Raw genomic sequence first — 26,167 nt, forward strand, 5'->3', positions numbered from 1 at the left:
GGCTCAGCAGCGCAGCCGGTCGACCGTCAGCGCCCCCTGCTCGGTCCCCAGGGTGCGGTCGTAGCAGCCGCCGTCGCCGTACACCCGGTAGCGCTCACGGGAGGTGCCGACGGCGTGCCGGTCCTCGCGCGGGACGTTGGCGGTGTACGTCGCGTCGCCTTCGTAGCGATCGTCGGTGACCGTGCGGGCGGTGCGCCGCCCGTGGTCCGTACGCACCGTTTCCGCACGGTCGCCCAGGTCGATCTCGGTGCGCAGCCGGTCACCGGCGCCGAGCGTCGTCGTGCCGTCCATCGTGTACGTCCGGTCGATACGGACGGCACGGCCATTCGTGGTGACCGTCTCGCGATCGCTCCAGGTGGACGTGAGCGCGTCGGTGGACTCGCCCTCGGTCCAGCGGTGCACGGAGGTGTTGGCGAGGGCGCGGGTGACGGTCGTCTTCACGCGGCCGTGGGAAGTGTCGACGTATCCCGAGACGCTGAGCCGGTGGCTGCTCCTGGTGTCGAGACGGTGCTGCCGGTCGGGCGAACCGGGCGTGTAATCCGCCTTGTTGGCCAGCTCGCCCGCCTTGTGCCCGGTCAGCCCGCCGGTGACGTGCGCGCGCCCCTCGTCCTGCCAGACCAGGATGTTGGTGGGCGTGTGCCAGCCGGCCGTCGCCTCCGGCCTGCCCGCGACGGACACTTCCACCTGGTGCGGGCGGCCGTCGTTGAGGAGCCCGGCGAAGGGCGTCAGGTCGTACTCGATGGGCTTGATGTCGAAGGCACGGGGGCCGGGAATCACGTACCACAGGAAGGGATTGGACCAGCCGCCCGTCCACACGGTCGGGAACGGCGTGGCGATCCCCGCGAGACGGCCGTCGACGGTGACCTGCACCTCGCGATAGGGCCCGTCCTGCGCCTTGCAGGAGTACGGCGCGGCGTCCGGCACCGTCAGGTACCAGTACTCCTCGCAGCCGCCTCCGGAGCCGGTCGCGTAGACCTCGGCGACGATGCGCTCGCTGTTGCGCGGAGTGGTCAGGGTGGTGCCGTCGCCCAGCGGCAGGACGCGGTCCGGCGGCGCCTGCTCGCGCTTGCCGTCGCCGCCCTTGCCCGCCGCGTAGAACGTCAGCGTCGCCTTGACGTCGATGATGCCCGTGTACGTCTCGTTGACGACGTTCCCGATGAGCATCTCGACCTGCTGGTCGCGCCCCAGGGTCTCGCGATAGCGCGTGACGTCCTTCTCCACGGACCAGGTGATGCCGTCGGCGGACGGCTGCGGGGTGGAGGTACGGAAGACCTCGACGCCGCCGATGCGCAGATAGCCGAGGCGGTCGTACTGCCGCCCCTTGACCTTGCCGTCGAGGCGGAGCACCACCTTGCCCCAGTCGCCCGCGCCGCATTTGCGGGGCGGGCTGTAGGTGCCCTCGTAGGGCGTGAAGTCCTTGAACCGCGCCTCCGCCACGGTCACTTCGCACGACTTGGTCTGCGGTTTCGTGACGGGCGGGGCGGCGGTGATCGGGTCGTGCCAGTCGGTGCCGAACTCCGGTGGGGGCGTGTCGGCCGCCGCCGGGCCCGCGCTGAACAGTGTGCTCGCCGCGAGGGTGACCCCGACGAGCATGGACATGACGCGTCTTCTCATGCGGGATTCTTACGGGGAGCCGACGATCACCGCAATGGTGCCCGGGAGGCCCGCAGAAGCCGCGCGGGTCAGCCCTTCAGGTTCGCCTTGTCGCCCATCACCACGACCGGATGCTGCTTCGGGTCGAGCTCCTTCAGGAGATACGCCATGCCCTGCTTCGACAGGCTCACGCAGCCCGACGTACCGCTGCCGTGGTCCATGTGCAGCCAGATGCTGCCGCCCTTGGACTGGCCCTGCGGGCGGGTCGGGTCGTTGGGCGGGGTGCCCTTGGCGCGGTTGTAGTCGATGGCGATGACGTAGTCGAAGTCGTGCCAGTGCGACTTGGCCCAGTAGTGCGGGGCCTGCATCGACTCGCTCTGGGTGTACGGGAGTCCGGCGCCCGGATCGGCGAGGACGCCGCCCGCGTCGGTGAGCGTGTAGACACCGACCGGACTGCGCTTGTCGTTCTCGCGGTGGTCGGTCGTCCAGCCCTTCTTGCCGTTGTGCGCGGCCCAGCTGCGGGTCTTGTCCCAGGTCGAGCCGGACTTCGTGTACAGCACGACGGTGGACTTCGCCGAGTCCTCGCCCTCCCCGTAGACCGCGACGACCTGCCGGGAGTTCCCGGGAATCTTGCTCTGGAGACGGTCGCCCACATCAGGGATGCGCTTGAGGTCGGTGGTCGCCGACGGCTCGGCCCCCTTCGCCTGATCCGTGCCCGCGTCGCTCTTCTTTCCTCCGGCGCCCGCCCCCTCGTCGGCACTCCCGCAAGACGTGAGAAGAACACCGCAGGCCGCGAAGGCAGCCACCGCTCGCACCGCACCAGCTATACGCATCCGTCCATGGTCGCACCCGGTCGACACGAGCCGTCCCGACGCACGGCCCCCGGCGGAGAAGGGGCCGAATCTTTACTCCCCGCCGGAAAATCGTTTGCCTCGCGCCACCGTACGAGGCGAACCTTTCACGGCCTGTTACCGCTGCTCGCCGCTCGTTCGCCGAGCCCGCTCCCACCATCCGCTCCCCATCGCCCGCCCGCTCCCCACCGTCCGTTCACGCCGGCACGCTCCGCCGAACCGACGGTCCGCCTCCCCGACACCGACCCCCGGGACGTCACACGTCATGCAGATTCGCGATCTTCCCTTCCCCGACCCGGGCATGCCGGATGCCCGCTCGGGCCCTCACTTCCTGCGCTGGCTCGGGCGCAACCAGCTCGGCGGCCAGCTGAAGTCACTCGCCTGGGGTCTGCTGCACTTCGGCTCCATCGCCGTGCTCCCCTACCTCGTCGGCCTCGCCGTACAGGCCGTGGTCGATCGCGACGGAGGACGGCTCGCCATGGCGGGCGTGCTGATGACGCTGTTCGGCATCGCCATCGCCCTGGGCGACACCATGCTGCACCGCACGGCGGTCACCAACTGGATCACCGCGGCCGCACGCGTCCAGCAACTGCTCGCCCGCAAGACCGCGCAGCTCGGCTCGGCCCTCACCCGGCGCGTCGCCGCCGGTGAAGTGGTCGCGGTATCCACCGGCGACGTCGAGAAGATCGGCTGGTTCGTGGAGGCGGTCTCGCGGTTCGCGGCTGCCGCGCTCACCGTCGTGCTCGTCTGCGTGGGCGTGGTCATCTACCAGCCGGCTCTCGGCATCGTCGTCGCGGTGGGCGTACCGGTGCTCGCGCTGGCCGTCCTTCCGCTGCTGCCACGCGCCACCCGGCGCGCCGACCACCAGCGGGAGAAGGCCGGGCGAGCGACCGAACTGGCCTCCGACACCGTGGCTGGCCTTCGGGTGCTGCGGGGCATCGGCGGCGAGGAGCTCTTCCTCGACCGCTACCGCCGGGCCTCGCAGGAGGTGCGTACGGCCGCCGTACGCAGCGCCCGCATGTGGGCGGTGATCTCGGGCGTCCAGGTACTGCTGCCGGGGCTGCTCCTGATCGTGGTCGTCTGGCACGGCGTGAACCTGGCCCGCCAAGGACGCATCACCGTCGGCGAACTGGTCACCGTCTACAGCACGGTCACGCTGCTGACCTACCCGCTGCGGCACTTCGAGGAGATCGCGATGGCCTACAGCTTCTCGCGCCCCTCGGCCAAGCGCGCCGCCCGGGTGCTCTCGCTCCAGCGCACGACGCACGCCGGGGGCGGACTGCCGGACAGCACGGAGATCCCCTCGGGCGATCTCTACGACCCGGCGACCGGACTCCTGGCCCCCTCCGGCCGGCTCACCGCCGTCGTGTGCGGCGACCCGGACGAGGCGGGGCGGCTCGCCGAACGCCTCGGCGGGCACGCTTCGTTCGACGACGCCGAGGAGCTGCCCTCCGTACTGCTCGGCGGGGTAGCGCTCGACGAGGTGCCGCTGTCCACCGCCCGTACCGCCGTCCTCGTACAGGACAAGGACCCGGTGCTGCTCTCCGGCACGCTCCGCGGCCTCCTGGACGTACCGGCGTCGGGAGCGGTCAGCGCCGACGAGGCTCTGCGGGCCGCGCAGTGCGCCGATGTCCTGGACGCCCTGACGCAGGCCTCGGTGGACGAGGCCCCGCTGGACTCCCATGTCACCGAGCGCGGACGCTCCCTGTCGGGCGGACAGCGGCAACGCCTCGCGCTGGCCCGCTCGTTGATCACCGACCCCGAGGTTCTCGTGCTCGACGAGCCGACCTCCGCCGTGGACTCGCACACCGAGGCGCGGGTCGCCGAGGGCGTCAAGGAGCTGCGCAAGGGCCGTACGACCGTGGTCCTCACGTCGTCGCCGCTGCTCCTCGACCGGGCCGAGCGTGTCGTCTTCCTGCACGAGGGCGAGGTCGCGGCGGTGGGCGAACACCGCGCGCTGGTGCACGGCGAGCCGCGCTACCGGGCGGTCGTGACACGCGAGACGGACGAAGAGCGGGCGCCGGGGGCGCCCCACGACATCCGGGCCGGCCGCACCACCGGCACGGCGACCGACGTCAAGACCGGGATCAAGACCGGGACCAAGACCGGGACCGAGACCGCAACGGACATCGAGGAGACGGCATGATCGGGCTGGCGCCACCGGCTTACGACCCGGCGGCCCCGACCACCGCGGACACCCTGCCCGTGGGCGCGCCCGCGACGGTCGGAGCCTACGTACGCGAACTGGTCAGACGGCACCGCCGGGCCTTCGCCCTGCTCATCACGGTCAACACCTGCGCCGTGATCGCCTCCATGGCCGGCCCCTACCTCCTGGGCGACCTGGTCGAGAACGTCACGGCCACCGCACGGGACCTGCATCTGGGCCGCACCATCGGCCTGTTCACCGTCGCCCTCGTCGTGCAGGCCTTCTTCGTCCATCAGGTACGGCTGCGCGGCGCGATGCTCGGTGAGCGGATGCTGGCCGATCTGCGCGAGGACTTCCTCGTCCGCTCGGTGGGGCTGCCGCCCGGTGTGCTGGAGCGGGCCGGGACGGGCGATCTCCTCTCGCGGATCACCACGGACGTCGACCGGCTCGCCAACGCCATGCGGGAGGCGGTGCCGCAGCTCGCGATCGGCGTCGTGTGGGCCGCGCTCCTGATCGGCGGCCTCGCCGTGACCGCGCCTCCGCTGGCGCCCGCCATCCTCATCGCCGCGCCCCTTCTCGTCGTCGGCTGCCGCTGGTACTTCAAGCGGGCGCCCTCCGCCTACCGTTCGGAGGCCGCCGGGTACGCCGCCGTCGCCGCCGCCCTCGCCGAGACCATCGACGCGGGACGCACGGTGGAGGCGCACCGGCTCGGCGAACGCCGCGTGGAACTGTCGGAACGCCGTGTCAAGGAATGGACAGCGTGGGAACGCCACACTCTCTACCTGCGCTCCGTCCTCTTTCCGGTCATCACCTTCACCCACACCCTGGTGCTCTGCTCGGTCCTGATGGTCGGCGGCGTATTCGTCCTGGAGGGCTGGATCAGCGTCGGCCAGCTGGCCACGAGCGCCCTGATCGCGCAGATGCTCGTCGACCCGCTGGGCATCATCCTGCGCTGGTACGACGAGCTCCAGGTGGCCCAGGTCTCGCTGGCCCGCCTGGTGGGCGTACGGGACATCGAACCGGACAGGGGCGACACATCCGTCGTCCCCGACGGACGCGACGTGCTCGCGGACGACGTGCACTTCGGCTACCGCGCGGGCGTCGACGTCCTGCGGCAGGTGTCCCTGGCCGTCGAGCCGGGTTCACGCGTCGCCCTGGTCGGCCCGTCCGGCGCGGGCAAGTCCACGCTCGGCAGGCTGCTCGCCGGGATCTACGCCCCGCGCGACGGTCGCGTCACGCTGGGCGGAGCGGAACTGTCGGCCATGCCCGCGGAGGAGGTCCGCGCCCACGTGGCCCTGGTCAACCAGGAGCACCACGTCTTCGTGGGCTCCCTGCGCGACAACCTCCTGCTCGCCAGGGCCGGGGCGGGGGACGCCGAACTCTGGGCGGCGCTCGGCGCGGTCGACGCGGACGGCTGGGCCCGCGCTCTGGGCGAGGGGCTCGACACCGAGGTGGGCTCGGGCGGCTTCGCCCTCACCCCGGCGCAGGCCCAGCAGATCGCGCTTGCCCGCCTGGTCCTCGCCGACCCGCACACGCTGGTCCTCGACGAGGCGACCTCGCTGCTCGACCCGCGCGCGGCACGTCACTTGGAACGCTCCCTCGCGCGCGTCCTGGACGGCCGCACGGTCGTGGCCATCGCCCACCGGCTGCACACCGCGCACGACGCGGATGTCATCGCCGTGGTCGAGAACGGCCGGATCAGCGAGTTGGGCAGCCATGACGAGCTGGTGGGGGCGGGGGGCGCGTACGCGGCGCTGTGGCGGTCCTGGCACGGGTAGGCCGCCGGGGGCGGCGAGCGGCGATCGGCGAGCGGGCGTTGCTCGGTCGCCTGCCTGCCGGGCGACCCGGCGGAAGACCTCGCGGCGATCGGCGCCAGTTACGGCCGGGAGCTGATGGAGCGGGGGCTCGCGCCGGGCAGCCGGTCGGCCACGACGGAGACGAGGCGGAGCTGGCGGGCGGCCTTGCGGGATATACGCGGGGGAAGCGGTACGGGCCCCGCCCGCTCAGATGAAGTTCAGCGCCGCCGCGCCGCCCACTCCCCCGAGCAGCATGAAGGCGGGCATAAGGACCTTCAGCTCGATCCAGCTGCCCGCCCGGAACCGCATCAGCTTCGGCGGCCCGATGGGGTACCAGCGCTTGCGGCCGATGGGGATGGGCCACAGGATCGGGCAGCCGGAGACGGTCAGCGCGTCCCCGATGTCGTGCACCAGGGCGCCGAGGACGATCGGCAGCCCCAGCCACAGGTACTCCTGGCCCGGCGCGGTGAACAGCCAGTCCGCGCCGTTCCCCGGCTTGTCGAGCACGCCGGCCAGGATCCAGGCGCTCGTCGCGGCGAGCAGCCACACGAGGACATCGCTGCTCGACCCGCGCGCGGCCCGCCAGAGCAGCCCTTCGATGGCGAGCACCATGTGGACGAAGAGCAGCGCGAGGACCGCCCAGCGGCCGCCGAAGATGGCGAGGGCGGAGGAGCCCGCCCCGATCAGGACGGCCCACAGCCAGGTGTGCGTGAGAGTGCGGTGCCCCCCGGAGCGGCGCGGGTCGCCCTGCTTGCGCGTCGCCTTGTAGACGGCCGCGGAGAGCTTGTCGACGATCTCGCACAGCCCTCGGGACACGGGTCCGAAGGCTCGCGAGATGGTCGCCGACTTGTGGTCGAGGTCGGGCGCGAGCGCCGCCCCGGCGCAGATCAGGGCTCCGACGAGGAGAACCGGCCAGGGCATCGTGTGCCCCGCCGCAGCCGCGGCCGCTCCGACGCCGAGCCAGGCCGCCGCCCCCGACAGTGAGTGTGCCGGACCCATCATCGCTGTTCCCCGCCCCATTTTTGTTGTGCTGACGCTCCGTTGACCACTCAGCGTAGCGTTCGTGATCTTCGTACGGACCGCCGGTTCCCTCATCGGGTGAGAAGAGAGGCAAGATGGGGGTGTGACACTTATTGATCAGCTGCCGCCGGATGCCGACCCCGATGCCCTCTTCGAAGCCTTCTCCACGTGGGCCGAGGAGACTGGGATCACCCTCTATCCGGCTCAGGAGGAGGCGCTGATCGAGGTGGTCTCCGGAGCCAACGTGATCTTGTCGACGCCGACCGGCTCCGGAAAGAGCCTGGTCGCGGCGGGCGCGCACTTCACGGCGCTCGCCCAGGACAAGGTCACCTTCTACACGGCTCCCATCAAGGCACTGGTCTCCGAGAAGTTCTTCGACCTGTGCAAGCTCTTCGGCACCGAGAACGTCGGCATGCTGACCGGCGACGCGTCCGTCAACTCCGACGCCCCCGTCATCTGCTGCACGGCCGAGGTCCTCGCGTCGATCGCGCTGCGGGACGGCAAGCACGCCGACATCGGCCAGGTCGTGATGGACGAGTTCCACTTCTACGCGGAGGGGGACCGCGGCTGGGCCTGGCAGATCCCGATCCTGGAACTGCCGCAGGCGCAGTTCATCCTCATGTCCGCGACGCTCGGCGACGTCTCGATGTTCGAGAAGGACCTGACACGCCGCACGGGGCGCCCCACCTCGGTGGTCCGCTCCGCGACACGCCCGGTGCCGCTCTCGTACGAATACCGTCTGACGCCCATCACGGAGACCCTCACCGAGCTCCTGGAGACCAAGCAGGCGCCCGTCTACATCGTCCATTTCACGCAGGCACAGGCCGTCGAGCGCGCGCAGTCGCTGATGAGCATCAACATGTGCACCCGTGAGGAGAAGGACAGGATCGCCGACCTGATCGGCAACTTCCGCTTCACCACCAAGTTCGGCCGCAACCTCTCGCGGTACGTGCGCCACGGCATCGGCGTGCACCACGCGGGCATGCTGCCCAAGTACCGGCGGCTCGTGGAGAAGCTGGCGCAGGCCGGTCTCCTCAAGGTCATCTGCGGCACGGACACCCTCGGCGTCGGCGTCAACGTCCCGATCCGTACGGTGCTTTTCACCGCCCTCACCAAGTACGACGGCACGCGCGTACGGACCCTGCGCGCCCGCGAGTTCCACCAGATCGCGGGCCGGGCGGGCCGCGCGGGCTTCGACACGGCGGGTCTGGTGGTCGCGCAGGCACCCGAGCACGTCATCGAGAACGAGAAGGCCCTCAACAAGGCGGGCGACGACCCGAAGAAGCGCCGCAAGGTGGTGCGCAAGAAGGCGCCCGAGGGCTTCGTGGGGTGGACCGAGGCGTCGTTCGAGAAGCTCATCGCCTCCGAGCCCGAGCCGCTGACCTCCCGCTTCCGCGTCACGCACACCATGCTCCTGGCGGTGATCGCGCGGCCGGGCAACGCCTTCGAGGCGATGCGTCACCTCCTGGAGGACAACCACGAGCCGCGCAAGCAGCAGCTGCGGCACATCCGCCGCGCCATCGCCATCTACCGCTCGCTGCTCGCCGGCGGTGTGGTCGAGAAGCTCGACGAGCCGGACGCCTCGGGCCGCATCGTGCGCCTGACGGTCGACCTGCAGCAGGACTTCGCGCTCAATCAGCCGCTGTCGACCTTCGCGCTCGCCGCCTTCGAACTGCTCGACCCGGACTCCCCCTCGTACGCCCTGGACATGGTGTCCGTCGTCGAGTCCACTCTCGACGACCCGCGCCAGATCCTCGCCGCCCAGCAGAACAAGGCACGCGGCGAGGCCGTGGCCCTGATGAAGGCGGACGGCGTCGAGTACGAGGACCGCATGGAGCGCCTCCAGGACATCACCTACCCCAAGCCTCTGGAGGAGCTGCTCTTCCACGCCTACAACACGTACAGGACGAGCCACCCGTGGGTCGGCGACCACCCGCTCTCCCCCAAGTCCGTCATCCGCGACATGTACGAACGGGCGCTGTCCTTCACGGAGTTCACCTCCTTCTACGAACTCGCGCGCACCGAGGGCATCGTCCTGCGCTACCTCGCCAGCGCGTACAAGGCGCTCGAGCACACCATCCCGGACGACCTGAAGTCCGAGGACCTGGAGGACCTCATCGCCTGGCTGGGCGAGATGGTCCGCCAGGTCGACTCCAGCCTCCTCGACGAGTGGGAGCAGCTCGCCAACCCCGAGGTCATGACCGCCGAGGAGGCCCAGGAGAAGGCCGACCAGGTCAAGCCGGTCACCGCCAACGCCCGCGCCTTCCGCGTCCTGGTCCGCAACGCCCTCTTCCGGCGCGTCGAGCTCGCCGCCCTCGATCACGTGGAGGAGCTGGGCGAGCTGGACGCCGAGTCCGGCTGGGACGCGGACGCCTGGGGCGCGGCCATGGACAAGTACTGGGACGAGTACGACGATCTCGGCACCGGTCCCGACGCCCGCGGCCCCAAGCTGTTGCTCATCGAGGAGGACACGGAGCACGGTCTGTGGCGCGTCCGGCAGACGTTCGCCGACCCGAACGGCGACCATGACTGGGGCATCAGCGCCGAGGTCGATCTCGCGGCCTCCGACGAAGAGGGCCGCGCCGTCGTCCGGGTCACCGACGTCGGCCAGCTCTGACCGCCGATCACCGACCGCCGTCCGCCGACCGCCCGCCATTTCTTCTGTCCGGACAGGAGCCGAGGAACCACTATGAACAATCCCGCCGACCGGCTGGTCGACCTGCTGGACCTGGAGCAGATCGAGCTCAACATCTTCCGTGGCCGCAGCCCGCAGGAATCCCTGCAACGGGTGTTCGGCGGGCAGGTCGCCGGGCAGGCCCTGGTGGCTGCCGGGCGCACCACCGAGGGCGAGCGCCCCGTGCACTCGCTGCACGCCTATTTCCTGCGGCCAGGACGTCCGGGCGTGCCGATCGTCTACCAGGTCGAGCGAGTGAGGGACGGGCGCTCCTTCACCACACGCCGCGTCACCGCGGTCCAGCAGGGCCGCACCATCTTCAACCTCACGGCCTCCTTCCACCAGCCCGAGGAAGGCGCCTTCGACCACCAGCTTCCGCCGCGCATCACGGCTCCCGACCCCGAGTCGCTGCCGACGGTCGCCCAGGAGATCACCGAGCATCTGGGGGAGTTGCCCGAGCAGCTGGAGCGCATGGCCCGGCGCCAGCCCTTCGACATCCGCTACGTCGACCGGCTGCGCTGGACGCCTGAGGAGATCAAGGACGCCGAGCCGCGCAGCGCGGTCTGGATGCGCGCGGTCAGCCCGCTCGGCGACGACCCGCTCGTCCACACTTGCGCGCTGACCTACGCCAGCGACATGACGCTCCTGGACGCGGTCCGCATCCCGGTCGAGCCGCTGTGGGGCCCGCGCAACTTCGACATGGCCTCGCTGGACCACGCCATGTGGTTCCACCGTCCCTTCCGCGCGGACGAGTGGTTCCTGTACGACCAGGAGTCCCCGATCGCCACGGGCGGCCGCGGTCTCGCGCGCGGCCGTATCTACGACATCGAGGGCAGGCTGCTCGTCTCGGTCGTACAGGAAGGACTCTTCCGGTCGTATGGGGAGCGTCACATGGACGGGCGGCCGTCGACGGGGGCGTGAGCCGGGGCCCGGGCTGGGCCTGAGCGAGGACCCGGGGGACCGGGTGGTGGCCCGTGAGTCGCGCGGCAAGACGAGCCGCGGGGGACACAGCGGCTGAGGATCAAGCGAGCTTGATGAGCCCGTGCTCGTCCCAGAAGCCGCAGCGGTGGTCTTCGGCGAAGTGGTGGGTCACTCGGGCTCCGGACAGCTGGAACTGGAGCACTGCGGGGTGACGGCCCGGGCGGTACGCGGGCCAGGTCGAACGCGGCGCCGGTTTTCCGGTGCTGACGAACGTCCCCCAGTCGTCGCGCATCTCGCGGGCCAGCTTCTCCTGACGGGGGTTGAGGCCGGTGAGGAACTTCGCGGAGCCGTCGGAGCGGGTGAAGTCGAACAGATACTCCAGCTCCGTCGTGTGGTACGCGCCCCAGGCGAAGCCCGGCGTCACGGCTTCGGCAGGGGCGGTGAAGTCGTCGAACTCGTAGGCGTACACCGGGGTGTGCCGGGCCAGCGCGTTCTCGATCTTCCATGCGCGGCAGACCCGGTCGGTGTCGGAGGCGATGGCGCCCGCCGCGTCCGCGGGTTCCATGGCGGCGTACTGCTCGGACACCTCGTCTGCCAGCGCCGGATACGTGCGGTCGATCCACGCCTTGAGCGAGGCGTCGGTGGCGGGCTGGCTGATGCCGGGATACGGACGGTTCTCGTCGTGCGTGTTGCCGACGAGCACCGGTACGCGAGTGAACCGGCCGCTTTCTATGGCCTGTTGGGGGTCTCGCGGGAGGGCCGTGCCGCCGATGGCGGGAGTGCCGGGCGGATTCGGCCGGTCGATCAGGGTGCTCACGCTCTTGCCGCGCAGGCAGGCGAGAGTGGCGGCCCTGGACCGTTCCCCGCCACAGCCGACGGCGGCGGCGAAGGAGGTCCCCGCGTGTTCCCTGGGCGCGAGTGCGTCGGCGTTACAGGCACCGCTCTGGATCACGGCACGCCGGAACAGCCCGGCGGCCCGCGGCGAGGTGAGCAGCCTGCACACAGCCCGGCCGCCCGCGGACTGCCCCGCCACCGTCACCTGACGCGGATCTCCGCCGAACGCGGCGGCGTTCTTCTTCAGCCAGCCCAGAGCGGCGATCTGGTCCTGGAACCCGAACTGTCCGGAGGTCCGGTCGGGTGAGGCCTCGCTCAGCTCGGGCAGGGCGAGGAATCCGAGCCAGCCCAGGCGGTGGTTGACCGTGACCACCACACTGCCTGTCTCCGCGGCCAGCTTCCGGGCGTCGTACTGGCTGCCGGATCCGTTGATGCCGCCACCGCCGAAGATCCAGAAGAGCACCGGTGCCTTGCCGGTCCGCGCGGCCGTCGTATCGGGTCGCCACACGTCCAGGTAGAGGCAGTCCTCCGTCTCGGATCGGGGCCCGTTGCTGTTCTCGGTCTGGGGACAGGCGGGGCTGGGGGCGCCACCGTCCCGTGTGCCCTTCCAGGACCGGGGTGGCTGGGGCGGCCGCCAGCGGAGGGAGCCGGTCGGGGCGGCCGCGTAGGGGATCTTGCCGAAGAAGTCGACGTCGGTGCTGGTGCCGGTGCTGGCGGCGGTGTTGGTGCTGGTGCCGGTGGCCGCGAGTCGACGGCCCTGGATGCGTCCCTGCTCGGTGCGGACAATCGGGGGCGTGGCGGCGGCAGCGGCAGCGGGATCAGCGGCGACATCGGTAGCGGTAGCGGCGGTTCGAGGAGTGCCCGCCGGACCGGGCGCCCGCACCGTACTCACCGGATCGGCTCGGGACGGGGTGGCCGGTGGCGCGGCGGCCGTGGACAGCGCGATGCCCAACAGGGCGACGGTGGTGGCGAATAGGCGACGGCTGCGCGTGGGCGGCGCGGATGAGAGTCTCACCTGGTCCTCTCCAGAGCGGATGCGGCGGGGCCGGGGGGGGCGGGGGCAGAGGCAGAGGTGCGGGACCGGGGTCCGGGCAGGAGTGGCCCCGGTCCCGCACGCTGGGCAGGCCCGCACGCGGGGAAGGCCTGCATGCGGCCGGCACTCGTGGGTCAGGGCCTCACTTGGCGGCCGGGAGTTTCACCTCGCCCTGGTTGAGGACGCGTGGATGGAAGTAGCCGGCCTGGATCTCGGCGTTGGTGTTGTTCCCTCGCAGCTGCTCCGACCAGATCATGAAGTACGACCAGCGGGTCTGGCTGTTGAGCAGTGCGGAGTTGGGGACCTTGCCCATCTCCGCCAGAGCGATGGGTTTGCTGCCCGCGATGCTCTGCAGCTGCTGGTAGTCGGCCGTGCTCGGGTAGTTCTTGTACCAGACGTCGAGCGAGGCGACATCGACGTAACTGTTCCCCGGGTAGTAGCTGGCCCAGCCGCCCGCCGGGTTGTCCTGTACGTTCCACACCCAGATGAGGTTGTCCAAACCCTTGCCCGCCAGGTAGTCGTGGGTGATCTGGTAGAGCCGCGCACCGCCGTTGGCTCCGGGCCGGTTGCCCCACCAGTTCCACTTCTCGTTCATCTCGTGCAGCGGCCGGAACAGGACGGGCACTCCGGCGGACTTCAGCTGCTGCAGATACGGGACGACCTCGTCGAGCCGGCGCTTCCAGGCGTTGTTCAGCGCCGTGCCGTTGGTGACGGTCTGCGAGAACTGGGCGTCGGAGATGCTGGACTTGACGCCACCCTCGAACTCGCAGGAACTGCCCATGGTCGGCGGGCACACGTGCCAGGTCAGCGAAACGAGCGAACCGTTCGCCCACTCCGTCTTCGCCTGGTCGATCACCCGCTGCCGATTGGCGACATCCTCGGCCCGGAACATCAGGTCCCCGCCCCACAGGCCCGGGTACTGCCCGGTGACGTCCTTGACCTGCTGGGTGTACTGGCCCGGGTTGCTTGCCGGTTCCTTGTTGTGCTGGCCGGACACGATGTTCGACCCCGTGATGGAACGCAGGTGATTGATCACTTGCTGCTTGGAGCCGCTGGGGAAGGCCTGAGCGGAATCGGGACTGAGGCACAGCGCCAGGAGCGCGGCCGTGACAAACGCGGTGATGCGTTTTCTGCGCATGGGAAAGCCCCTCTGTCGGGGACACGGGCCGGAAGCGGCCCGCGGTCGATCGCACACTCTGCACACCTGGGACAACGTTGTCTAGAGGCGTGTCACATTAAGTAAAGTTTAAGTAAAGCGAGTCGGCCTGGGTCTCTACGGCGGCTGAAGAGAAACTGGACCGGTCTATGGACGAGGCGAAGAATTCGTGTCTAGGTTGTGCGCCAATGGTCCCCGGCTCGCGCCAGGGGGCCGTCCACGACTCCCCTGGAGGGTGCACCAGATGTCACGCTCGCCGACGCGGCCGGGCCGTGCGAAGTGGCCCCGGTTCCGCACGTGTGGCACGCATGACGCGGTCGGCGCGTTCGGCACCTACGGCACGGGGATAGGGTCGACGTCGTGGTGACTGCCCGCACGCTGCCGCGTGATCCGCTGCTTCTGGCCGACCGTCGCGTGCTCATGCCCATGCCCACGGCCACGGTCGCGGTCGCGGTCGCGGCTGACTGCGGCCTGGTGACGCCGCCGCCCGACGAGAGCCTGACGATCGGCGTACGCGGACGGAGCACGCATGAGTGAACAGAGGCTGACCATCCGGGATGTCGCGGCCCGCGCCGGCGTCTCACGGGCCGCCGTCTCGCTGGCCTTCAACAACAAACCAGGCGTGTCCGAGGCAACGCGGGCCCGGATCATGGAGGTCGCCCGGTCGATGGGCTGGGAGCCGAACCTCTCGGCGCGCGCGCTCAACAAGCAGGGAACGGGCACGATCGGCCTCGCGATCAGCCGACCGGCACGACAACTCGGCCTCGAACCCTTCTACATGGAGTTCATCTCCGGCCTGGAAAGCGTACTTTCCGACCACTCGGGGGCACTCCTCCTGCGTCTGGTGAAGAGCCTGGACGAGGAGATCGACCTCCAGCGCCGCTGGTGGCGGTCCGGACAGATCGCCGGCTCGGTCCTGGTCGACTTCCGTGAGAACGACCCCCGGGTGCCCGCCCTCGCACAGCTCGGCATGCCAGTGGTCGCCGTCGCCCACCCCTCGCTGACAGGGCCCTTCACGTCGCTGTGGACCGACGACACCACGGCCATCACGGAAGCGGTGCGCTATCTCGCGGCGTTGGGGCACCGCTCCATCTCCCGCATCGGCGGAACGGCCGAGCTGGGCCACAGCGTGATCCGCGCCGCCGCGTTCACCGCCGCGATGGCCGACCTGGGGCTTCCGGAGGGCCGTCAGCTGGCCACCGACTTCTCGGGCGAGACGGGCGCACGGGCCACGCGCTCGCTGCTCTCCGCGGCCGAGCGGCCCACCGCGATCATCTACGACAACGACTTGATGGCCGTCGCCGGGCTGTCCGTCGCCGCCGAGATGGGCCTGCGTGTGCCCGCCGACATCTCCCTGCTGGCGTGGGACGACTCGCAGTTGTGCAAGCTGACCCACCCGCCGCTCTCCGCGATGAGCCATGACATCCACGCGTTCGGCGCGGACGTCGCCCGCACCCTCTACGAGGTCCTGTCCGGCAAAAACGTCGCCCCGCATCAGGTACCCACCCCCACCTTCACCCCACGAGGCTCCACGGGCCCACCACCGAAACACCAGTAAGAGCGCGATCCGAGAGGGACAGGACATTGACCAGGGACGAGGACACCACCGGGCACCGCGACCGCCTGCTCGCCGAAGCGGTTCGGCTGCGCGCGGACGGTCGTCGCGAGGAGGCGCGGGAGCAACTGCTCGCCCTGTGCGACCAGTTCCCCCTCGACCCCGAGGTGGCCTACCAGACCGCGTGGGTCCACGACGCACTCGGCCTGGAGGCCGAGGCCGTGCCGCATTACGTGCGCGCGGTCGAGGGTCCCGACCCCGGGCTTTCCCCCGATGATCGCCGCGGAGCGCTTCTGGGCCTGGGCAGCACCTACCGCGTCCTTGGCCGATACCCGGAAGCCGTAACGACCCTGGCCGACGCGGTCGACGAGTTCCCCGACGATGCCGCTCTCAAGACCTTCCTGGCCATGGCCCTCTACAACACCGGGCGGGCGCACGAGGCCATGCAGATTCTGCTGACCCTGCTCGCCACCACGAGCCAGAACCCGGACATCTCCGCCTACCGTCCGGCGATCGAGCACTACGCCAAGGATCTCGACGAGACGGTCTAACGGCACTGCCCGTTGCGCGTTGCCGCCCGTTGCCGTGTGCCGGGCGCGACCGCTTGGCTACGCTCCTCTGCGGCGCATCCACTTCAGCAGGCCTCGCGGCTCCGAAGCCCGCTCTTCCGGCTCTTCGTGGGGCAGAGCGGCGGGCGGTGGCGTGTGGTCCGGTGCCCGGAGTGGGCTCGACCGGGGTTCGGGTGCTGCTGTGCGCGGCGGCGAAGCGGGGCCCGGGTCGGGGGCCAGGTGCGGTGCGGGCCTCGGGGCGGGACGCTCGCCCCGGGCCCGCGAGACGCCGATGGTCAGGTTCGCCCGCAGCCAGCGGATCTCGTCCGGGTCGTCCGCTGTCGTGATCTTCTGGATGATCCGTCCTGCCGGTGACTCGGGGGCGCCCTGACCGAAGGACGCGGGCACGAGCCTGCGCAGATAGGCGCGTTCGTACGGGTCCCTGATGATTTCCGCGATCTGGACCGGGTCGAGCAGGGAAGCCACCGCTGCGGCACGCTCCCAGGGGTCATCGGACTGGCGCAGCAGCGCTCCGACATAGCGACTCCGCCAGTTCCGTGCCCTCAGGTCGACGCCCGCGTCGAGCTGGGCGCGGAGCGTGCCGGAAGCGCGACCGGTGAGCAGACCGGCGTTGGACTCCGAGCGGGCGAACTGCCGCAGCTCCTCGGCCAGGTAGAGCCAGACGACCGCTCGGTAGCGGTTCAAATAGAATTTCACCGGCGTGACGAACCCCGTACGCGCGAGCCGCGTGAACCGGGCCGTGGAGATGTCCATGAGGGCCGCGCCCTCGGTGGTCCCCACGGCTCTGATGCGCTCCAGCCACGCCTCGGGAAAGCCTTTGCCGGCGCGGACGCGCTCGATCTCCCGGTGTGTGACGCGGCGCCGTCCGCCGGCGGTGTCGCCGACGGTGCGGATGCGCCCCAGCATCACGGCGAGCTCGAACTCGCCGCGTTTCAGGCCCAGCTCCCGTGCCGCGTGGCTCTGCGTGACCGAGGTCGGTGCTGCCGTGTCGGCGGCTTCCTGCGTGATCGTGTGACCTGACATGGTGGTTCTCCCCCGTGAGGCGTCTTTGCTCTCGGGAAAAACCGTAGCGCGATCACCGCAATCCGCGTCGGGCCTGTGGATAACTCTGACCTGGTCGGCGATTCAGCAGGTCAGAGGTCCACTATCGAGGTTCGCTCCGGCTGCCGGGCGCCCACGCCCAGATGCTCTCCGACCCGGTTCACGAGCAGCGTCATCTCGTAGGCGACCTGCCCGATGTCCGCCTCGGCGGAGCTGAGGACGCACAGACAACTGCCGTCGCCGGCCGCGGTGACGAACAGCACCGCGTCATCGAACTCGATCATCGTCTGACGGACGTTGCCCGCGCCGAAGTGCCGTCCCGATCCCTTGGCCAGACTGTGCAGACCCGAGGAGACCGCGGCGAGATGTTCCGCGTCCTCCCGCTTCAATTCCGAGCTCGCGCCGGTCACCAGGCCGTCGTTGGACAGCACCAGCGCGTGCCGCACGGGCTCCATGCGCTTGGTCAAGTCGTCGAGCAGCCATCCGAGCCCCGAGTTCTGCACCATGATCCCGTCTCCCCGCCTCGCTGTTCCCCCTGGCAGGAGGAACTGACCTGCCAGCCTTCCCCACCATCGGCGCTCCGGCAAGCATGATGAGGACATGGCACAGAAGATGACCGAGGACCAGTGGCGGGCTTTCGTCTCCCGCGGCACCCGCACCGGCAAGCTGTCCACCGTGCGTGCGGACGGCAGCCCACATATCGCACCGATCTGGTTTTTGTTGGACGGGGACGAGTTGGTGTTCAACACCGGGACGGAAACCGTCAAGGGGCGGAATCTGGCACGGGACGGGCGCGTCGCCCTGTGTGTGGACGACGACGAACCTCCGTTCGCCTTCGTGGTCCTGCAAGGGCAGGCGCGGCTGATCGACGATCTGGAGGAGGTACGGCACTGGGCGACGCGCCTCGCCGCCCGCTATATGGGCGAGGCGCGCGCCGAGGAGTTCGGCAAACGCAACGGCGTGCCCGGCGAGCTCCTCGTGCGCGTCAGGATCGACAAGGTGGTCGCTCAGGCCGCCGTGGCCGACTGACGCCTGGCCCGCGGCCCGCCTCACCCCACCGTGTCGAGCAGCCGGGCGGTATGCATCCGCCCGGCGTACTCGACCAGACGTATCAGCACCTCCTTTCCCGAATCGCGATCGCGCGCGTCACACAGCACCACGGGGGTGCCGCGGTCGAGGTCCAGGGCCCGTGACACTTCGTGCGCACCGTACGTACGCGCGGTCGCGAAGCAGTTGACGGCCACCACGAACGGGATGTGCCGATGCTCGAAGTAGTCGACGGCGGGGAAGCAGTCCTCGAGCCGCCGGGTGTCCGCGAGGACGACGGCACCGAGCGCGCCCTGGGACAACTCGTCCCACAGGAACCAGAAACGGTCCTGCCCCGGCGTACCGAAGAGGTACAGCGACAGGCCCGACCTGATGGTGATGCGGCCGAAGTCCATGGCGACGGTCGTGGTGGTCTTGCGGTCGACGCCGCCGGTGTCGTCCACCGACTGGCCGGCCTCGCTGAGCAGTTCCTCGGTGCGCAGCGGGCGGATCTCGCTGACGGCACCGACAAAGGTGGTCTTGCCCACCCCGAAGCCTCCCGCGACCAGAATCTTCAACGCCATGGCGGTCGTGTCGCCATCGTCGGCGTCAGAGTGCTCGTAGCCCATCGATCACCTCTCGCAGGATCTTCTCGTCGGGCAGCTGTGCGGGTGGCACGGGTCGGCTCACCTTCACGCAGCCCATTTCCAGCAGGTCGCCGAGCAGCACCCTGACCACGCCGACGGGCAGGTCGGCGTCGGCCGCCAGCTCGGCGACCGACTGGGTCTCGCTGCGGCAGAGTTCGATGAGTGAGCGGTGTTCGGGTCCCAGGGCGGTGTCGTCGCCGGGTCCCGGCGCGTCCGCGTCCAGGGCGACGAGTGCGATCAGGTCGAAGCGCACTCCGGTAGTTCCGGGCCGGGTGCGTCCCCCCGTCATCGCATACGGCCGGACCAGGGGACCTGCGTCGTTGTCGTACCACTGGCTGCCCGTGTCGCGCGGGTCGCCGCTTTCGGCCTCGGTCATCTGTGTCGACCGCCCCGCGTCATCCCGCGGCCGGTGGCCGCGATGCGAAGCGCGACGGGGTACGGAGATGCTCGCCCACCCGCTTGACCAGGCGTGCCATCTCGTAGGCGACCAGACCGATGTCGGCCGTCACGGAGCTGAGCACGGCGAGGCAGGAGCCGTCGCCCGCCGCGGCCACGAACAGGAAGCCGTCGTCCATCTCGACCATGGTCTGGCGTACTCCCCCGGCCCCGAAGTGCCGGCCCGCGCCCTTGGCGAGGCTGTGGAATCCGGAGGCGACCGCGGCGAGGTGCTCGGCGTCCTCGCGGGTGAGGGCGGTCGAGGCGCCGACGGCAAGCCCGTCGTTGGACAGCACCACGGCGTGCCGTACCTCGCCGACGCGCAGCACCAGGTCGTCAAGGAGCCAGTCGAGTTCGCCGGAACGGCCGGCGGTGATGCTCTGATCCTGGATCATGCGGGGTCTCCTTCGGTGCTGTCGCTGGCCCGTGCGGGACCTGAAATGTCGGGGACCGCGCCGACGATGCCCGGTCGGCGGCCGCCGCCCCTGGCCCAGCCGTCGCGGTAGGCGGTCATGCGCTCCCGTACCTCGTCGGGGCTGCGTTCGGTGGTGTCGCGGACGCCCACGGATCCGGCCGCGTCGTCGGGGTGCCGCTCGCGCAGTTGGGGGGCCAGGCTGGCCTGGCGTACGCGGCGCGGGAGGTCGTCCGAGGGCTTGGGTACGCCCTCGGGTTCCCGGCCCCCCGGGGGCTTGTGCAGGCGGAGTGTGGTGACGCCCGGGGGTGTCGGCGTCGTGGGCGTCGGCGCCGGGGCATCGGCCGACGCCGCCAATGCCGGGAGGGCCGCCGGGGCGGGGACGGAATTGCCGTTCAGTGGTGCGGCTTCGGGCACGCGCGCGTGCCGGTGCTGTTCGCGGTCATGTTCCATGGTGTGGGCTCCGGGACTCTCCGGTGCGATGCTCTGCAGCAGTGCGGTGGGCAGGAGGACTACCGCGGTGGTACCGCCGTAGGGGGACGTACGAAGGTGCACCTTGACCCCGTGTCGCGCGGCGAGCCTGCTGACCACGAAGAGCCCCAGTTGGTCGCTGTCGAACAGGTCGAGCGACTCGGACTGCTCGATGCGGCTGTTGGCCTCGGCCAGGCTCTCTGTGCCCATGCCCAGGCCTCGGTCCTCGATCTCCAGGGCGTAGCCGTTGCCGACGGGTTCTCCGTTGACCCGCACCTTGGTGTGGGGCGGCGAGAACTGGGCGGCGTTCTCGACGAGTTCGGCCAGGAGGTGGGTGAGGTCGGCGACGGCGGTGCCCGCGACCGCGGCGGCGGGCAGCTGCCGTACCTCCACGCGCGCGTAGTCCTCGACCTCGGAGACGGCCGCACGCACGACGTTCGTCAGGGAGACGGGCGTGCGCCAGGCGCGTCCCGGCGCGGCTCCGGAGAGGATGATCAGGCTCTCCGCGTGCCGCCGCATCCGGGTGGTGAGGTGGTCGAGGCGGAAGAGGTCACTGAGTTCGTTCGGGTCGTCCGACCTGCGCTCCATGCTGTCGAGAAGGCTGAGCTGGCGGTGGACGAGGACCTGGCTCCTGCGGGCGAGGTTGACGAAGACGCCCGAGATGCCGCTGGCGAGTTCGGCGCGCTCGATGGCGGCGCGCAGGGCCGCCCGGTGCACCGTGCCGAGCGCTTCGTACACCTGCCCCGTCTCGTCCTCCGCCGGCGGGCCGGGGGGAGCTTCGGCGTGAATGTCGATCTCCTCGCCGGAGCGCAGCCTGCGCATGGCGTACGGGAGTTTGTGGCGGGCGATCTCCAGGGCTCCGTTGCGCAGGCTCACCAGCTCGACGACCAGTCCGCGCCCGATGCGTACGGAGATGACCAGCGAGGCGGCGACGGCCAGAAGGCCCAGGAGTACCGCGGCGCCCGCGGAGGTGAGCAGGCCGCGGGTCAACGGATCGGCCCGGTCGGCGGCGGTGCGGCTCGCCCCCGCGTCGATCGCGCGAAGGTCGTCGCGGACCGAGGCATGGGCGCTGTCCCACTCGGCGGCCGGGGCCGCGGCGGCCGCCGGCTTGCCCGGCGGCGCGACGAGCACCTTGTCCTCGACGGCGCGCACGTCGGCGTACGCGCTCGACTCCACGAGGTCTCGCCAGGCTGCTCGTTCGGGCCCGCGCAGATCCGGCACCGCGGCGTCCGTCAGGGTCCGCCGGGTGTCGACAGCTCCGGTGAACCGCCGCAGCCGCTCTCCGTCCAGGGTCCCCGCCAGTCGGGCGCTGGACAGGATGACGTCCTCGCGCGCCAGCATTTCGGCGGCCCGGGCGAATTCGAGCAGCACGCGCGCGTCGGAGCCCGGTCCGGCCTCCTGGATGCCGGTGAGCGAGCCGCCGACTCCGTGAGCGGCCGAGATGGTTTTCGTGTACTGGCCGTAGGCGGCATCCCAGCCCGCGCGGCGGTCGAGCACGTCGCTGCGCACCGTGCGCAGGTCCCGGGTCTCGGAGACGAAGCCCGCGAGCCTGGTGGTCACGCCGGCGGGCAGGTCGGAGCCGTCGGCAACCGTCCGGCCCTCGCCGCGGCGCAGCTTCGCCACCGCGCGGTCCGTCCGCGCTGCCTGCCGCTCGATTTCGCTTCGGCGTTCGGGCGAAGGCGCGGTCGCATAACGCACGGCTGCCGCCCGCTCGGCCTGCAGTGCCGCGACGGCCGTGTCGACGGGGCCACGCACCTCGGCGTCGACGCGCTGCAAGCGCCGCAGGTGTGCCACGTCTTGCGCGGTACTGACGGTGGCGTATCCCCACAGGGCGAGCAGGGAGATCACCGGGACCATCAGCAGACAGACGATCTTGGCGCGCACGGTGCGCGGCCGCGGCCACCACGCTCGCCCGCGCGCGGAGGGTGCCGGCGATCCGGGATCCGAGGGGGTTTCAGCGTCGGGCCGTTCGTCGGCGGGCGGACCCGCGTGCGCGCGACGGCCGCGTGCCGGGGCCCCGGGCGTGGGCGGAACGCTGCAATCAGCCGGGTCGGGGGTCCTACGTGGTGTGCGCATGGCCTCCTCGCTCGAAGAAATTTCGGGGCGTGTCCGCCGGCGGGCCGGGACCGGTCCGGGTGCGCCGCTATCCGGCGGCGCGGTCCACCGGCCGCCGGGCCGCCACGGAGGCCTCACGCTCCCCCGCGGCCGGGGACAGCGCGACGAACGCCGAGGTCAGGAAGAGATAGGAACCGAGACCGACCGCGAGGGGGAAGATGAACTGCATGGTCGTCGCGCCGGGCAGTGCCGCGCCCGCCTCGGTGACCCGCACGCTCACGGCCAGCATCCCGGTGTAGTGCATGCTGCTCACGGCCCCGCCCATGACCAGGGACGCGACGGCGACCGCGAGCGGCGATTTGATGTTGAGCGCCGCCCACAGGGCCGCCGTCGCGGCGACGACGGCGATGGTCACCGAGAAACCGACGAGCACCGGGTCGTAGCGCACGTCGCCGTGCAGGCGCAGCGCGGCCATGCCCAGGTAGTGCATGCTCGCGACGCCGAGCCCGGTGGTGAGCCCGCCGACCGCGAGCGACCGCCCGCGGTCACGGCCGTAGCCGACGGCGAAGACACCGACCCCGACGACGGCCATCGCGACGATCAGGCTCAGGATCGTCAGGGGCACGTCGTAGTGAATCTCTGTGCCGGTGACCCCGAAGCCGAGCATGGCCACGAAGTGCATCGTCCAGATGCCCGTGCCGATGGCGGAGGCAGCGGTGATGAGCCAGTTACGGCGTGAAGCGCCCGTGGCGGCGAGCGCGCGGACGGTGCAGCGCAGCCCGAGCGCGGCGCCGATAGAGGCCATCGCGTACGACAGCACGGGGGTCAGCCAGCCGAAGCTGGCGTGGTCCAGGTGTCCCATGGCTCCGGGACGCTAGACCCGGCAGGGGCGCACAACGGGGGCGCAGTTCGAAAGGTGTTGCAATATGTCGCAGACGGGAACTTGAACGACCGCATCACGCTCGAACGTGTGCCCCCGACGCGCATGCGTGTCGTTAAGCAATCATGGGCACATGAGCGATGACCACACCCGTGTCCGCGACTTCTTCTCCGCCCGGGCAGCCGGCTGGGACAGCCGGTTCCCCGACGACGGTCCCGCCTACCGGGCCGCCGCATTCGAACTCGGCCTGCCGCCGGGCGGCAGCGTCCTGGACGCCGGATGCGGCACCGGCCGGGCGCTGCCCGCTCTCAGGGAGGCCGTGGGGGCCCGGGGGACCGTCCTCGGGATCGATCTGACTCCGGCCATGCTGGAGGCGGCCACGCGGGCGGGCAGGGACCGTGCAGGCCGGCTCCTGCTCGGGGACGTGGCCCGGCTCCCGCTGCGCGACGGGTCTCTCGATGCCGTGTTCGGCGCGGGCCTGATCTCCCACCTGCCCGACCCGCCCGAGAATCTGCGGGAATTGCGGCGCGTGGTGCGCTCCGGGGGGACCCTCGCCCTCTTCCACCCCATCGGCCGGGCAGCTCTCGCGGCACGGCAGGGCCGCCGGCTCACCGCGGACGATCTGCGGGCCGAGGCGAACCTCCGCCCGCTGCTCGCAGGTTCGGGGTGGCGACTGACCTCGTACGTCGACGAGAACGCGCGATTTCTCGCGCTGGCCGTACGAGAGGACTAGCCCGCGGCCACGGCGGAGGCGAACACGTCCGGGGCGTCGAACATGGCGTTGTGCCCGGCATCCGGCACGCTCAGCACCCGCACCCCGGACGCCACCAGCTCTTCGCGGCCCGCGAGTTCGCCGCTCCGTGCACCCTGCAGGTAGACACGCCGCACGGGCAGCCCCATGAGCATCGCGCGCATCGTGGGACGGGTCCCCCGCACCAGTCCCGTCGCGCTGCGGTGCAGGGCACGGGGGTCGGCGAGCCGCATGGTCGCCGCCCACAGGGGGTCAACCTCTTCGAGCACGCGCGCGTGGCCGCCCGCCACGAAGTCCCCCTCTTCGTAGGCCGCTATCTTGCTGCTTCCCTCTGTCGCGGCCGGGTCGGGGTCGAGGTTGGCCTCGGTGAGGACCAGGCGTGACACCAGGTCACCGCGCCGGTGGGCGAGCACGATGGCCACGGAACCGCCCATGCTGTGCGCGACCAGCTCCGCTTCACTCACCCGGGCCTCGTCCAGCGCCGCGGCCAGGGCGTCCGCGTGCTCCTCCAGCGTGTAGCCGAAGTCCGCCGGCCGGTCGCTGATGCCGTGGCCCGGCAGGTCGACGAAGAGGGAGCGGCGGCCGGCCAGTTCGGGTCTGGCCGCGATGTGCGCGTGGTAGACCGTCGACGCGGCGCCGAGCCCGTGCACGTACACCCGGGCCGGGCCTGCCCCCTCGCTCTCCGTCCAGCGGATACAGCTGCCCTGCGCGTCGAAACGTGCCTGTCGCATCGCCACTCCCTCACTCGCTCCGTACCCGGCCGCTCGCTCCTGCCGGGCACTTACGAAGAGGACAATACCTCTGTGCCGATGTATAGCGTCAGCGATGTACACCGCGAGTACGGCAGAATGCACGGCATGCTCGAACTGGCCATCCTCGGCTTCCTCTACGAAGCACCCCTGCACGGCTACGAGCTGCGCAAGCGCATCACCGCACTGACCGGGCACGTACGCCCCGTCGCGGAGAGCACGCTGTACCCCGCCATCAAGAGGCTGGAGAAGGCAGGACTGCTGGCCCGCGAGACGCAGCCCGGCTCCGTGGCGGCCCCACGCCATGTCCTGAGCCTCTCCGCGGACGGCAGGAGCGAGCTGCGCCGCAGGCTCACCGAGCCGCAGCAGGGCGACATCACCGACGAGAACCGGTGGTTCACGGTGCTCGCCTTTCTGCGTCACCTGGACGACAAGGCGGCCCAGGCAGCCGTCCTGGAGCGCCGACTGGCCTTCCTCGAGGAACCGGCCAGCTTCTTCTACGACGGCGAACATCCGTTGCGCGCCGAAGACCTGGACGACCCGTTCCGACGAGGCATCCTCACCATCGCCCGCGCGACCAGTCGTGCCGAACTCGCCTGGCTGCGGGCGACTTTGAGCTCACTCCGCTGAGGCTGCGGCCGAGTCGTCCCGGTGCGCGACCGGGCAGCCCCGGACACCGGGCACAGGGAACGTTCCGAGGGCGCCTATCCGATACCCCTTCGGGTAGCCCTTGATCTCCCTGTTCTGGCGCGCGTAGTGCGGTGCGCCACGGGGCGGCATCAGGCGCACGGCACGGCCGCGCAATCGCACCGCGCCCCTCACCAGCGCACGGGCGGCGGAACCGGGCGGTTCGTAGCGGAAGGCGCGCAGGAGGGGCTCATCGAGCAGGGCGAGGGTCGAGGCGCGCAGCAGGGGCGCCAGGGGGCGCGGATACCAGGAGGCCATAAGGTCGAGGGTCGCGTCGGAGACCCTGCGCGCACCCTCGTCCCACCCGAAGTGGGCCTCTTCGTAGGCATCGAGACATTCTTCGAAGGCTTCGTAGGAGTCCGGGATGTCCTGGATCCCCATGTGCTTTCCCAAGGTGCGGTAGTGGACGGCGGCAGCGGTCGTCTCGTGGCGCGACAGTTTGCGCCAGCCGTAGGCGTCGATCCAGCGTTTGGGCATCACCACGAACGTGCACAGTACGTAGCGCATGTCATCGTTGCTGATGTCGTAGCTGCGGTGCATCTGGTTGATGCGGCGGATCGCGGTGCGGCCCTGGTCCGTGCCGAAGCCGTACTCCACGACGGTGTCCAGAAGCAGGGCCGTGTCGTCGTACCGTTTCTGCGATCGATCCGTCAGTTCCGCCGTCTCGGCGAGCAGCCGGCCGATGCTGGGCACGGCGTACGTGCGGTAGAGGGCGAGTTCGAGTGCGCGGCTGAAATCCCAGGGGAACTCGTACGTCGCCGTGAGCCGGTAGATCGTCAGGGCGTCCCTTTCGGGGTCCAGACGCCGGATCTCCTCGAGACGGTCATAACGCTTCACCCCACGGTCCCCCTTCTGTCCTCGGAGC

General features: G+C 70.6%; 24 protein-coding genes. 10 read left to right on the forward strand and 14 right to left on the reverse strand.

Annotated elements, in window-relative coordinates; translation table 11 throughout:
* Positions 1–3 precede the first annotated feature (3 nt).
* Together IE226_RS06200 and IE226_RS06205 are read right to left on the reverse strand one after the other, a co-directional pair.
* The gene (locus tag IE226_RS06200; protein ID WP_190079979.1) at positions 4–1,614 is read right to left on the reverse strand and encodes a peptide-N4-asparagine amidase; all 1,611 of its coding nucleotides are present in this window, start codon (positions 1,612–1,614) and stop codon (positions 4–6) included.
* A 68-nt stretch (positions 1,615–1,682) separates the two neighbouring features.
* Positions 1,683–2,426 (reverse strand): L,D-transpeptidase family protein, encoded by a 744-nt coding sequence (locus IE226_RS06205; protein WP_190079980.1) that lies wholly within the window; start codon positions 2,424–2,426, stop codon positions 1,683–1,685.
* A 283-nt stretch (positions 2,427–2,709) separates the two neighbouring features.
* Here IE226_RS06205 and IE226_RS06210 point away from each other — a divergent pair, with 283 nt between their 5' ends.
* Positions 2,710–4,590, forward strand: a complete 1,881-nt coding sequence (locus tag IE226_RS06210; protein WP_190079981.1) for an ABC transporter transmembrane domain-containing protein — start codon at positions 2,710–2,712, stop codon at positions 4,588–4,590.
* On the forward strand, positions 4,587–6,368 hold the full coding sequence (locus IE226_RS06215) for an ABC transporter ATP-binding protein (RefSeq protein WP_190079982.1): 1,782 nt from the start codon (positions 4,587–4,589) through the stop codon (positions 6,366–6,368). The genes IE226_RS06210 and IE226_RS06215 overlap by 4 nt, the downstream gene beginning before the upstream one ends.
* A 225-nt stretch (positions 6,369–6,593) precedes the next feature.
* Here IE226_RS06215 and IE226_RS06220 read toward each other — a convergent pair whose 3' ends face one another.
* Positions 6,594–7,388: a metal-dependent hydrolase gene (locus tag IE226_RS06220; protein ID WP_190079983.1), complete on the reverse strand. Its 795-nt coding sequence runs from the start codon at positions 7,386–7,388 to the stop codon at positions 6,594–6,596.
* Positions 7,389–7,509: 121 nt separating this feature from the next.
* On the opposite strand from IE226_RS06220, the gene IE226_RS06225 reads away from it, so the two are divergent.
* Positions 7,510–10,023, forward strand: a complete 2,514-nt coding sequence (locus tag IE226_RS06225; protein WP_190079984.1) for a DEAD/DEAH box helicase — start codon at positions 7,510–7,512, stop codon at positions 10,021–10,023.
* Positions 10,024–10,095: 72 nt separating this feature from the next.
* Entirely contained in the window at positions 10,096–11,001 is a 906-nt protein-coding gene (locus IE226_RS06230) for an acyl-CoA thioesterase (protein WP_190079985.1), read from the forward strand.
* 100 nt (positions 11,002–11,101) lie between these two features.
* Here IE226_RS06230 and IE226_RS06235 read toward each other — a convergent pair whose 3' ends face one another.
* Together IE226_RS06235 and IE226_RS06240 are read right to left on the reverse strand one after the other, a co-directional pair.
* Positions 11,102–12,850, reverse strand: coding sequence for a carboxylesterase/lipase family protein (locus IE226_RS06235; RefSeq protein WP_190079986.1), 1,749 nt, complete (start codon positions 12,848–12,850; stop codon positions 11,102–11,104).
* 160 nt (positions 12,851–13,010) lie between these two features.
* On the reverse strand, positions 13,011–14,006 hold the full coding sequence (locus tag IE226_RS06240) for a glycosyl hydrolase (protein ID WP_190079987.1): 996 nt from the start codon (positions 14,004–14,006) through the stop codon (positions 13,011–13,013).
* A gap of 378 nt (positions 14,007–14,384) precedes the next feature.
* Here IE226_RS06240 and IE226_RS06245 point away from each other — a divergent pair, with 378 nt between their 5' ends.
* Genes IE226_RS06245 through IE226_RS06255 form a run of 3 tightly spaced genes read left to right on the forward strand, consistent with a single transcriptional unit; the run spans position 14,385 to position 16,130 of the window.
* The gene (locus IE226_RS06245) at positions 14,385–14,561 is read left to right on the forward strand and encodes a hypothetical protein (protein WP_190079988.1); all 177 of its coding nucleotides are present in this window, start codon (positions 14,385–14,387) and stop codon (positions 14,559–14,561) included.
* On the forward strand, positions 14,554–15,582 hold the full coding sequence (locus IE226_RS06250; RefSeq protein ID WP_190079989.1) for a LacI family DNA-binding transcriptional regulator: 1,029 nt from the start codon (positions 14,554–14,556) through the stop codon (positions 15,580–15,582). The genes IE226_RS06245 and IE226_RS06250 overlap by 8 nt, the downstream gene beginning before the upstream one ends.
* Positions 15,583–15,608: 26 nt before the next feature.
* A complete protein-coding gene (locus IE226_RS06255) occupies positions 15,609–16,130 on the forward strand; it encodes a tetratricopeptide repeat protein (protein WP_190079990.1) in 522 nt (173 codons plus the stop codon).
* A gap of 57 nt (positions 16,131–16,187) precedes the next feature.
* On the opposite strand, the gene IE226_RS06260 is transcribed toward IE226_RS06255, so the two are convergent.
* Together IE226_RS06260 and IE226_RS06265 are read right to left on the reverse strand one after the other, a co-directional pair.
* On the reverse strand, positions 16,188–17,171 hold the full coding sequence (locus IE226_RS06260) for a DUF6397 family protein (protein ID WP_190079991.1): 984 nt from the start codon (positions 17,169–17,171) through the stop codon (positions 16,188–16,190).
* 110 nt (positions 17,172–17,281) lie between these two features.
* Positions 17,282–17,695 (reverse strand): roadblock/LC7 domain-containing protein, encoded by a 414-nt coding sequence (locus IE226_RS06265; protein WP_190079992.1) that lies wholly within the window; start codon positions 17,693–17,695, stop codon positions 17,282–17,284.
* 94 nt (positions 17,696–17,789) lie between these two features.
* Between IE226_RS06265 and IE226_RS06270 the strand changes: the two genes are divergently transcribed.
* A complete protein-coding gene (locus tag IE226_RS06270; RefSeq protein WP_190079993.1) occupies positions 17,790–18,218 on the forward strand; it encodes a PPOX class F420-dependent oxidoreductase in 429 nt (142 codons plus the stop codon).
* A gap of 20 nt (positions 18,219–18,238) precedes the next feature.
* Here the strand turns inward: IE226_RS06270 and IE226_RS06275 are convergent, their stop codons facing one another.
* From IE226_RS06275 to IE226_RS06295, 5 genes are all read right to left on the reverse strand, one after another.
* Complete coding sequence (locus tag IE226_RS06275; protein ID WP_190079994.1) at positions 18,239–18,844, reverse strand: GTP-binding protein; 606 nt, start codon at positions 18,842–18,844, stop codon at positions 18,239–18,241.
* Positions 18,825–19,238 (reverse strand): DUF742 domain-containing protein, encoded by a 414-nt coding sequence (locus tag IE226_RS06280; protein ID WP_190079995.1) that lies wholly within the window; start codon positions 19,236–19,238, stop codon positions 18,825–18,827. Before IE226_RS06280 ends, IE226_RS06275 begins: the two co-directional genes overlap by 20 nt.
* 19 nt (positions 19,239–19,257) lie before the next feature.
* A complete protein-coding gene (locus IE226_RS06285; protein ID WP_190079996.1) occupies positions 19,258–19,692 on the reverse strand; it encodes a roadblock/LC7 domain-containing protein in 435 nt (144 codons plus the stop codon).
* Positions 19,689–22,256 (reverse strand): sensor histidine kinase, encoded by a 2,568-nt coding sequence (locus tag IE226_RS06290; protein WP_190079997.1) that lies wholly within the window; start codon positions 22,254–22,256, stop codon positions 19,689–19,691. Before IE226_RS06290 ends, IE226_RS06285 begins: the two co-directional genes overlap by 4 nt.
* 67 nt (positions 22,257–22,323) lie before the next feature.
* On the reverse strand, positions 22,324–23,097 hold the full coding sequence (locus IE226_RS06295; RefSeq protein WP_190079998.1) for an MHYT domain-containing protein: 774 nt from the start codon (positions 23,095–23,097) through the stop codon (positions 22,324–22,326).
* Positions 23,098–23,248: 151 nt separating this feature from the next.
* Between IE226_RS06295 and IE226_RS06300 the strand changes: the two genes are divergently transcribed.
* Positions 23,249–23,848: a class I SAM-dependent methyltransferase gene (locus IE226_RS06300; protein WP_190079999.1), complete on the forward strand. Its 600-nt coding sequence runs from the start codon at positions 23,249–23,251 to the stop codon at positions 23,846–23,848.
* On the opposite strand, the gene IE226_RS06305 is transcribed toward IE226_RS06300, so the two are convergent.
* A complete protein-coding gene (locus IE226_RS06305; RefSeq protein WP_190080000.1) occupies positions 23,845–24,597 on the reverse strand; it encodes an alpha/beta fold hydrolase in 753 nt (250 codons plus the stop codon). The two genes, IE226_RS06300 and IE226_RS06305, sit on opposite strands and share 4 nt — an antisense overlap.
* 126 nt (positions 24,598–24,723) lie before the next feature.
* Here IE226_RS06305 and IE226_RS06310 point away from each other — a divergent pair, with 126 nt between their 5' ends.
* Positions 24,724–25,245, forward strand: coding sequence for a PadR family transcriptional regulator (locus IE226_RS06310; protein WP_190080100.1), 522 nt, complete (start codon positions 24,724–24,726; stop codon positions 25,243–25,245).
* Here the strand turns inward: IE226_RS06310 and IE226_RS06315 are convergent.
* Entirely contained in the window at positions 25,234–26,139 is a 906-nt protein-coding gene (locus tag IE226_RS06315; RefSeq protein ID WP_190080001.1) for an oxygenase MpaB family protein, read from the reverse strand. The genes IE226_RS06310 and IE226_RS06315 overlap by 12 nt on opposite strands.
* Positions 26,140–26,167: the final 28 nt, after the last annotated feature.

Source organism: Streptomyces longisporoflavus (assembly GCF_014649775.1).
GTDB lineage: Bacteria > Actinomycetota > Actinomycetes > Streptomycetales > Streptomycetaceae > Streptomyces > Streptomyces longisporoflavus.

Excerpts from the sequence above, each read along its gene's own strand:
- IE226_RS06270 (WP_190079993.1), top strand. The coding sequence starts at position 17,790 with ATGGCACAGAAGATGACCGAGGACCAGTGGCGGGCTTTCGTCTCCCGC.
- IE226_RS06220 (WP_190079983.1), bottom strand. The coding sequence starts at position 7,388 with ATGATGGGTCCGGCACACTCACTGTCGGGGGCGGCGGCCTGGCTCGGC.
- IE226_RS06305 (WP_190080000.1), bottom strand. The coding sequence starts at position 24,597 with ATGCGACAGGCACGTTTCGACGCGCAGGGCAGCTGTATCCGCTGGACG.
- IE226_RS06285 (WP_190079996.1), bottom strand. The coding sequence starts at position 19,692 with ATGATCCAGGATCAGAGCATCACCGCCGGCCGTTCCGGCGAACTCGAC.
- IE226_RS06260 (WP_190079991.1), bottom strand. The coding sequence starts at position 17,171 with ATGTCAGGTCACACGATCACGCAGGAAGCCGCCGACACGGCAGCACCG.
- IE226_RS06205 (WP_190079980.1), bottom strand. The coding sequence starts at position 2,426 with ATGCGTATAGCTGGTGCGGTGCGAGCGGTGGCTGCCTTCGCGGCCTGC.
- IE226_RS06300 (WP_190079999.1), top strand. The coding sequence starts at position 23,249 with ATGAGCGATGACCACACCCGTGTCCGCGACTTCTTCTCCGCCCGGGCA.
- IE226_RS06295 (WP_190079998.1), bottom strand. The coding sequence starts at position 23,097 with ATGGGACACCTGGACCACGCCAGCTTCGGCTGGCTGACCCCCGTGCTG.
- IE226_RS06310 (WP_190080100.1), top strand. The coding sequence starts at position 24,724 with ATGCTCGAACTGGCCATCCTCGGCTTCCTCTACGAAGCACCCCTGCAC.
- IE226_RS06240 (WP_190079987.1), bottom strand. The coding sequence starts at position 14,006 with ATGCGCAGAAAACGCATCACCGCGTTTGTCACGGCCGCGCTCCTGGCG.
- IE226_RS06215 (WP_190079982.1), top strand. The coding sequence starts at position 4,587 with ATGATCGGGCTGGCGCCACCGGCTTACGACCCGGCGGCCCCGACCACC.
- IE226_RS06210 (WP_190079981.1), top strand. The coding sequence starts at position 2,710 with ATGCAGATTCGCGATCTTCCCTTCCCCGACCCGGGCATGCCGGATGCC.
- IE226_RS06290 (WP_190079997.1), bottom strand. The coding sequence starts at position 22,256 with ATGCGCACACCACGTAGGACCCCCGACCCGGCTGATTGCAGCGTTCCG.
- IE226_RS06230 (WP_190079985.1), top strand. The coding sequence starts at position 10,096 with ATGAACAATCCCGCCGACCGGCTGGTCGACCTGCTGGACCTGGAGCAG.
- IE226_RS06265 (WP_190079992.1), bottom strand. The coding sequence starts at position 17,695 with ATGGTGCAGAACTCGGGGCTCGGATGGCTGCTCGACGACTTGACCAAG.
- IE226_RS06280 (WP_190079995.1), bottom strand. The coding sequence starts at position 19,238 with ATGACCGAGGCCGAAAGCGGCGACCCGCGCGACACGGGCAGCCAGTGG.
- IE226_RS06250 (WP_190079989.1), top strand. The coding sequence starts at position 14,554 with ATGAGTGAACAGAGGCTGACCATCCGGGATGTCGCGGCCCGCGCCGGC.
- IE226_RS06275 (WP_190079994.1), bottom strand. The coding sequence starts at position 18,844 with ATGGGCTACGAGCACTCTGACGCCGACGATGGCGACACGACCGCCATG.
- IE226_RS06200 (WP_190079979.1), bottom strand. The coding sequence starts at position 1,614 with ATGAGAAGACGCGTCATGTCCATGCTCGTCGGGGTCACCCTCGCGGCG.